Annotated in this window: 7 protein-coding genes; 3 read left to right on the forward strand and 4 right to left on the reverse strand. The window is 66.7% G+C overall.

Going from position 1 to position 7,727, the window contains the following annotated elements:
- Window positions 1-7: 7 nt before the first annotated feature.
- Window positions 8-2,578, reverse strand: a complete 2,571-nt coding sequence (locus tag ACM6LU_RS36475) for an FtsX-like permease family protein (RefSeq protein ID WP_414942418.1) — start codon at window positions 2,576-2,578, stop codon at window positions 8-10.
- A 4-nt stretch (window positions 2,579-2,582) separates the two neighbouring features.
- The gene (locus ACM6LU_RS36480) at window positions 2,583-3,323 is read right to left on the reverse strand and encodes an ABC transporter ATP-binding protein (RefSeq protein ID WP_414942419.1); all 741 of its coding nucleotides are present in this window, start codon (window positions 3,321-3,323) and stop codon (window positions 2,583-2,585) included.
- Between the two features lie 852 nt (window positions 3,324-4,175).
- On the opposite strand from ACM6LU_RS36480, the gene ACM6LU_RS36485 reads away from it, so the two are divergent.
- The 3 genes from ACM6LU_RS36485 to ACM6LU_RS36495 all read left to right on the forward strand — a co-directional run bounded on the left by ACM6LU_RS36485 (window position 4,176) and on the right by ACM6LU_RS36495 (window position 5,748).
- Window positions 4,176-4,787, forward strand: a complete 612-nt coding sequence (locus tag ACM6LU_RS36485) for a hypothetical protein (protein WP_414942420.1) — start codon at window positions 4,176-4,178, stop codon at window positions 4,785-4,787.
- Window positions 4,788-4,793: 6 nt separating this feature from the next.
- Window positions 4,794-4,982, forward strand: a complete 189-nt coding sequence (locus ACM6LU_RS36490; protein WP_414942421.1) for a hypothetical protein — start codon at window positions 4,794-4,796, stop codon at window positions 4,980-4,982.
- 223 nt (window positions 4,983-5,205) lie between these two features.
- Window positions 5,206-5,748 carry a hypothetical protein gene (locus ACM6LU_RS36495; RefSeq protein WP_414942422.1) on the forward strand — a complete coding sequence of 181 codons (543 nt, stop codon included), beginning with the start codon at window positions 5,206-5,208 and terminating at the stop codon, window positions 5,746-5,748.
- 133 nt (window positions 5,749-5,881) lie between these two features.
- Here ACM6LU_RS36495 and ACM6LU_RS36500 read toward each other — a convergent pair whose 3' ends face one another.
- Together ACM6LU_RS36500 and ACM6LU_RS36505 are read right to left on the reverse strand one after the other, a co-directional pair.
- On the reverse strand, window positions 5,882-6,124 hold the full coding sequence (locus ACM6LU_RS36500) for a hypothetical protein (protein WP_414942423.1): 243 nt from the start codon (window positions 6,122-6,124) through the stop codon (window positions 5,882-5,884).
- 921 nt (window positions 6,125-7,045) lie between these two features.
- Window positions 7,046-7,300 (reverse strand): glycine betaine ABC transporter substrate-binding protein, encoded by a 255-nt coding sequence (locus ACM6LU_RS36505; RefSeq protein ID WP_414942424.1) that lies wholly within the window; start codon window positions 7,298-7,300, stop codon window positions 7,046-7,048.
- Window positions 7,301-7,727 lie beyond the last annotated feature (427 nt).

Below are 7,727 nucleotides of genomic sequence, written 5' to 3' on the forward strand. Positions count from 1 at the left end.
GAACCGTCTATTCGCGGAGACCGATCGCTTCGATCGGCTTCGACCGCAACGCCACCCGGGTGGACAGGCCGAGGGAGACCACGCCGAGCAGGATCGCCCCGGCGATGACCCCGCCGAAGACGACGACCGGACCGGACGGCAGCGGCGTCCCTCGCAGTCCGAGGTTCAGCAGTACCAGGGGAACCCCCGCCACCACCGTGCCGAGCAGGGCCGCGACCCCCACCGTCGCCAGCGCTTCGAACCGCATCATCCGGACGACCTGGCGCTTCGTGGTGCCGATCAGCCGCAGCAGCGCGAACTCCCGCGAACGCTGCGCCGTGCTCATCACCAGCGTGTTGGCCACCGAAATCACGACGTAGCCGAGGATCACGCCGACCGCGACCAGGTTCACGTAGAACTGAGCCTGCTGCTGGCCGCCGTCGGGCGCGGCCACCGCCGATCCCGGCGTCACGACCAGCCCCGGATATCGGACGGCGAGGTCACGCAGCGCGGCGGCCACCGTCGCGGTGTCGGCGGTGGTTTCCTGCCGCACCAGCACCGAATCGTCCCTCCGGTCACCGGTGTGCGCCCTCGCCAACTCGACCGGCAGCACGTAGCGGCCGAACGCCTGGTCGTGGCTGTAGGTGGCGACCAGCCGCAGTTTCGCCGGAGCGCCGTCAGCGTAGAAGAACTCGACCTCGTCGCCGATCTTCTTTTCGTACCAGTCGGCTTCCGACTCGCTCATCGCCACGGTGTTCCCGGTCAGGTCGGTGATCTTGCCCGACACGACGCCCAGGTCCAGGTTCCCGCGCACCTGATTGCCGTCCAGACCCTGCGCCCCGTACCGCTCGACGCGCAGCCTTTCCTGCTCCTGCACCGTGTTCATCACCTCGGTGCGCACGACCGGGGTCGCGACGGCGACGCCGGGGATCCGCCGCACGGCCTCGGCCACCTCCGGGGACAGGCCGCCGGTACCGCTGGCGAGCACGTGGTCCGCGGTGGTCGACTCGACGGTCTCCTCCTGCCGGGCGGCCGCGGCGGTGGTCTGGCTGTAGAACATCGTCAGCGCGAACGAGACCGCCAGCATCACCGGCGTCACCGCGGCGGCCAGGCGCCGCGAGTTGGCCTGGTTGTTCGCGGCGGCCAGGTAGCCGCTGATCCGCGATGTCCGGTTGAGCACCGGTGCGATCAACCGCGTCATGAACGCGACCACCTTGGGGCTGACCACGGCCAGTCCGATCACGATGATCAGCGCCGACCCCGACGAAGCGGCGAGTCCCGCGTCGCCGCGCAGGAAGATCGGGACCATCGAGCCGCCGAGACCGGCCACCACCAGCGCGCAGCCGATGATGACGCGCACGCGGCCGAGTTCACGCCGCTCCACCGCGGCCTCGCCGAGCGCCTCCACCGGGCGGATCGACGACGGACGTCGCGATGCCGACCACGCGGCCAGCCGGGCCGTGCCCAGACTGAGCACCAGTGCGGCGACGAGCGGGATCGGACTGAGCGCCAGTTCGAAGTCCGGCGGGATCACCCCGATGGCGCCGAAGGCGTTCCTCAGGCCGAAGCCCACCGCCACGCCGAGGCCGCTGCCCAGCACACCGGCGACCGACGCGACCAGCATCGTCTCCGCGCCGATGAGTTTGCGGATCTGCTGAGGAGTCGCCGCGATCGCCCGCAGCAACGCGAACTCCCGGCGACGCTGGTTGATGACCAGCGCCAGCGTGCTGGCCACGACGAACACCGCGATGAGGAGCGCGAAGCCACCGAAGGAGCCCGCGAGCGCCATCAGCAGCATCCGCGTCTGGCTGACGTCGAGGAACTCGACCGTGCTGCGCTCTACCCCGGTCGTCACCGTCACCTTGTCGGTGCCGACCGCGTCGCTGATCCGGTCGGCGAGGTCGCCCGGCGTGACACCCGGGTCCGCCAGTACGCCGATCGCGTGCACCTGGCCTGGTATCCCGGCGAGTTCGGTTGCCTTCTCCGGGGAGAAGAAGACCGAGGACTGGCGGGAGAGGCCGTCACCCGACTTCGGCGCGGCGATCCCGGAGACCCGGTAGTCCACCGGCGTCGAACGGACGGCGATCTTCACCGGGTGCCCGATGGTGACACCGCTGCGGGCGGCCAAGTCGGCGTCGAGGACCACCTCGTCGGCGCGCGTGGGTGCCTGGCCGTCACGCAGCGAGAACGGGGCCAGCGTGGCGGCGTCCCAGTTGTGCCCCAGTGACTGGCCGCCCTCCGGCCCGGTCAGCGCCTGGCCGTCGGCCTTCACCACGTTGGCGGGGAAGCTCTGCTCCGCCACCACGCCGCGGACCCCCGGCACCGACTTGATCGTCCCGGCGATCGCCACCGGCACCGAGGCCTGCTCTCCGACCTGCTGGCTTTCCATCGGGCCCGCCCCTGGCGGGTCGACCGTCTGCTGTCCACCGACGACGACCGCCGCGTCGGCGTACCGCTGCGTCGGGACCCCCGCCCGCAGCCCGGACTCCATCAGGATGCCGCAGCCGGCGACCAGCGCCGTGCCGCAGAGGATCGCGATGAACGCGCCGATGAAGCCGCTCAGGCGGGTCTTGATCGTCTGCCATGCCAAATCCCACATGACGTCACCACTCCCCGAGGTGGGTCATGCGCTCGGCCACCCGGTCCGGGGTGGGCTGCGGAAGGTGACCCGCCAGCTTGCCGTCGGCCAGGAACAGCACGCCATGCGCGGCCGACGCCGCGACCGGATCGTGTGTGACCATCAACACGGTCTGCCCCATGTCGTCCACAATGGAGCGGAGCAGGTCGAGGACCTGACGCGCCGTGCGGGTGTCCAACGCTCCGGTCGGCTCGTCGGCGAGGACGACCTCCGGCCTCGTGATCAGCGCGCGGGCGATCGCGACGCGCTGCTGCTGGCCGCCGGACAGCTCCGACGGGCGGTGTTCGAGCCGCTTGGCGATCCCGACGCCCTCGACGATCTCGCGCATCCACTGCGGGTCGGGCTTCTTCCCGGCCAGCCGCATCGGCAGCGTGATGTTCTGCAAAACGTTCAGCGACGGCAGCAGGTTGTAGGCCTGGAAAATGAACCCGATGCGGGTCCTCCGCAGCTCAGTGAGCGCTTTCTCCTTCAGCCTGCTCAGTTCCGTGTCGCCCAGCAGCACTCGCCCCGAACTCGGCCGGTCCAGCCCGGCCGCGCAGTGCAGGAAGGTGCTCTTGCCCGATCCCGACGGTCCCATCACAGCGGTGAACGTGCCCCTGCGCACCCCTACGGTCACCCCGTTCAAAGCCGTGACCGCGCCATCACCGGATCCGTAGACCTTGCTCACGGATTCCAGCTCCAAGGCGCACGTGCCCCCTGCATTCATCATTTCCCCTTAACCGGTGGTGATCTGTCTCGTCACAACCTACGGATGACGATGACCGCGATCGACCCCGCAAGGGTGAAGACTCCTGGTAGCGCAGGCACCACCATGAGCCATGGCTGGTAGGGCAATCGCCCAGCCCAGTCAGGTCAAACCGAGGGCAGCACGGCAATCCATGCTCACGGAGATGACGAAGGGCACGCAGGCCCCTCCCACTCGGTACCCACGGCGAATTCGACTCTATGGCAACGTTGATGGACGATGGATCCCCAAGACCAAGCTTGCCAGGGGGATTCGCCTACACCGATGGCGCCATGGCAAACTACCGCAACCACACCGGCGAAACCCTGCTCACCTGCTTCGCCGAGTTGAAACGCAGCTCGAGCCATCACCGTCGTCGCTGACGCAGGCACAAGCCCCACAGCCTTCCCCGACACAGCCGTGACCAGTGCCGATCGATACCTGCTCTCACTGCTCTCACCTGTGCCTCTCATCACTCCTAGCAAGCCCCTGACCGCATCCTCACGCCTGATCGAGGCTATACCTGCGTTCCTTGAGCGCGTTCGCGAGGAATGCGCTCCGACCACAGTGGACCGGTACGTCGTAACGCTGAAGACACACATCATTCCTGGGATTGGGCAGCTCCTGTTCACCGAGTGCACTGTCAGTCGTCTGCAGCAGTTCGAGGCTGGGTTGAGGAGTAAGCAGCACCTCAAGCCACAGGAGAGGCAAAGCAAGTTAAGCCCAAGAAGCTGGCACCGACGACACGACGCGTTGTTCGTGAGGTCACCCGCGGCCTGCTTCAGTTCGGCGTGGAGGCAGTCATACTCACCCACCCACAACCCGGTCAAGTCGATGCGTCGAATCGTGGGAGGACCACAGAACGCCGCAAAAGCGGTCACCGCAGAGGCGGTTCCCTCGCTGTTCGCCAAAATCGACGGCGACAAGCTGGCGCGTGACGCTGACCTGCCTACCATCACCCGGGCGCTATTTGGTCTAGGAACCAGGCTTGGCGAGACCGTGGCCCTCTCATGGCAATACGTCAACCTCAGTGACGAACCGATCACACGAACTGTGTTCGCCGGAACACCCGGCGAAGAGACACGTAAGATCCCGCCAAAGCACCTGTGGATCAATGCGACGATCACTGAGCCGGTCGGGTTGGGAGCCCAGCGCACCCCAGTGAAGTCGAAGCGTTCGAACCTGCGCAAGTCAGCCGACGTCGCCGAAGATGAATTCGTGTTCCCCCACCCCTACACGGGCACCTGGCGCACGCCCAAGAACGTCGGTAATGCGCTGTACACGATGCGGAGGCGGATCGGCGTCCCTGACTTCAAGAGCCATGCCGGCAGTCATGCCACCGGTGACTTCACGTGCACGCACTATGTAGTGGCCGGCACAGCGAATCCTCAGGCCGCCGACATTCTTGACCGCGCGCTCAGCGGGGCGCCAGTTATCCAGACGTGAGCCCTGGTGGATCAGTTGGATCTGCCCGGCCCCGGCGGCAGCACCACGAGCGCGATCGTCAGCCCGTCGACCTCACTCGGATGCTTCTGCGCCGAGCGCGACGGGTTGATCGTGATCCACTCCCCCGCTTCCAGGCCGCCGGCGTCCCGGCACGCCGTGCAGATGAACGCCGACGTGCCATACCAGTGGGAGTAGTTGGCCTGGACCCCGCCAGGGACAGGTCACAGCCCCACGGGCAGTGTTCGCCCGCCGACGTCGACTGTGATGGCCGCATCGGCAGATCTTCAGGCGGGACCGTGTCGAACACATGGCCGACTCTAATGGCCTAAGGTCGGGGTGTGGAGACGGAATCCGGTGCCAAGAAGTGCTCGAAGTGCGGCGATCGTGAAACGGGGCCCGGCGGGATACTGTGCCCGCGGTGCCGCACCGAGATCGAGACCGCGCCGCCCAGCTACTAACCCGCCCCGGCAGCGACACGACGCCCGTCGGCGAGCGCGAGAACGGGCCCACCGCACCCGGAGACGCCGAGGACGTCGAAGTGCTCGGCCTAGTCTTCCGCTACTGGATCGGAGGCACCTCATTGGCGACCGCCGAGGTGCACGATGTCGGCCCCGGCGGGATCGTCTATGGGCCGCGGAATGTGCCGCACACCTTCCAGAGCCTGCCGGGCAAGGGACGGGTGACGGTCGTGGTGAGCCCCACTGTCAGTCAGGACTACTTCCTCCAGGTCGGCGGCAGCGACGCCAGGGAGGATTTCGACCATCTCGACCGGCTTGAGCGGTACGGCAGTTACGTGCTCGACCGAGCATCTGTCGACGGTGCCTGGCATCTTGCTCAAGCCTGGGGCACGTCCGCGTCAGGTTTCGAGGGCCCAACGCGCTTAACGCATCTTCGGCGCGAAGCCCGCTCTCTCGAAGACTCCGAACTCGCCGCGTCCACGTTCAGGCTGGCGCGGTCGTAACCCTGCTCGGCGGCGACCCGGAGCGTTCCGATGGCCATGAAACGCGCGTCGCGGACGCCGGTGGCCTCGGTGTCGGCGTCCCCGGAGCAGGAAGCTGACCTCGGGACGAACCGTCTGGTTCTTCCGCAGCTTTTTAGGGGACGGCACCGCACTCCAGTGGTCCTCGAACAACTCGTTCCGCGCCGACCGGAAGTCCTCGTTGTTCGGCCAGTCCGGCGATCTGCTCGGGCCGGTTGACGTCGACCACGAGTTTCGACGCCGGGTGATGCATCCCGTGCAACACCTTCTCCGCCGCGACCCCGGCTTCCACGAGCGTGGTGCCGACACCGCGGCGGAGGGTGTCTTCCGCGGTGTAGTTCTCGCCGATCTCGTCCACGGTCTCGACCGCGTTGAGAAGATCCGCCGGCGGATTGTCGCGTCATTTCGGTGGGCGCGGCAGGATCGAACCTACGACCGCTCGGGTATATACCGGGTGCTCTCCCGCTCGGCCGCGTCCACCGCAAGGACGGATTTCTGGCCGTTGCTGCGGCCTGGCCAACGGCGACGGTTTCGTGTCGTCAGCTGTGAGTCGGGCCGCAGGGCAACCCGATCGACCTCATGTTGCCGTCCAAAAGGGACCAGCCCTCCACGCAGACGTTGCCCACCCCGCGGGCCAGAAACCACTCGGTCCACTGGTAGGCAGGTCGTTCCTGAGAGGGGGTGTACTTGTCCAGGCCGGGCCCCCAGAGATGGAAGTGACCCCAGTGCGTAGCGCCGAACGGCGGGTTGGATCGGAAGGCCGCACGGACGCTGTAGTAGCCCCCGCTCTTGCTGTTCACCTCCATGCAGACCTGATGATTACAGTATTGCTCGTTCGTAGTACCGGACGACGAAGCCGACGCCGTGGGCGCGGCGACGACAAGTGCTGTCACCACACCGATCATCGCTACCGCCGCTCTTAACCATCGCATGTTTCTTTCTCCTCGCTTGAAGGAATAGTGCAGGCTGACGCCTCGGGATCTGCTTGCCACTGGATGCCTGGAACAGGCCGAACCGGACGGTCGGCAATGCGTAGCTTTCCGCACTCGACCGGCGTCTTCCCCCGCGCACAGTCTCCAGCTACGAATACCGCGTATTCCTGTTCAGCTCACCGGCCTGTTCCCATATCATGCCCGGATCATTCAGCGCCTTTCAAGGGCGTGCTGATGCCGATACCTCGCACTTTGATAATCGTCTGTATATCGATGCGCGACAGCAGCGGAATCCCGGCGCGGCGACATGGTCCGCTGATCAAGCCCCGTCCGCCCGCGCGGACGGTTCAGCTGATGAAGCCCGCCGACTTGAGCCAGTCGCGGGCGACCGTGGCGGACTTCTGGCCGTCGACTCTGACCTTCTTGTCCAGGTCCGTGAGCGCCGCGGTGTCGGGCTTCGCGGCGATCGGCGTGAAGATCTGCTCCAGCTGCGGGTATTTCTGAGCGAGCGGAGTGGCGATCGTGATCGCGGCCCAATGGGATGAACGACGTGATCGGGGCGCTTTCTGGTTTCGACACGCAACCGCGATCGTCTCCGTCATGGCATTGAGTTGACGTGTCGATGACGTCATCGCCCTCATGAAATCCGACGCCCCTATTCAAACACTGTAGTCATGATTATAAGAACCTGGAGTTTCTGTTCTAGTACTACAGCCGGTGGGCGGGGAGCGTGCGGAGCAGTCGCTCAGCACGGTCCGCCTGGAGGACCTGGCCGTGTCGGTGTGAGGCCGGTGGTGTCAGCGCTTCAGGCTGCGGTAGGCGCGTTGTTGGCAACTTCGCGAGCAGTAGGCGCGCGGACGGCCGGAAGCGGGTTGCTCGATCGGCCCGCCGCGCATCGCGCTGTGTCGTCACGCGTTTTCTCAGCGGTGGTTCCCGCAACGCGACCGTGCGGGCGCCGCGCCGGGGAGCCGTCCTCGGTGACCGGGACGCGGGGGCCCGGCAGGGTGTCGAGTCGGCGTCCGTCAGATC

The organism is Amycolatopsis sp. cmx-11-51 (genome assembly GCF_047608665.1).
GTDB lineage: Bacteria > Actinomycetota > Actinomycetes > Mycobacteriales > Pseudonocardiaceae > Amycolatopsis.

Excerpts from the sequence above, each read along its gene's own strand:
- ACM6LU_RS36475 (WP_414942418.1), bottom strand. The coding sequence starts at position 2,578 with ATGTGGGATTTGGCATGGCAGACGATCAAGACCCGCCTGAGCGGCTTC.
- ACM6LU_RS36480 (WP_414942419.1), bottom strand. The coding sequence starts at position 3,323 with ATGAATGCAGGGGGCACGTGCGCCTTGGAGCTGGAATCCGTGAGCAAG.
- ACM6LU_RS36485 (WP_414942420.1), top strand. The coding sequence starts at position 4,176 with ATGCGTCGAATCGTGGGAGGACCACAGAACGCCGCAAAAGCGGTCACC.
- ACM6LU_RS36505 (WP_414942424.1), bottom strand. The coding sequence starts at position 7,300 with ATGACGGAGACGATCGCGGTTGCGTGTCGAAACCAGAAAGCGCCCCGA.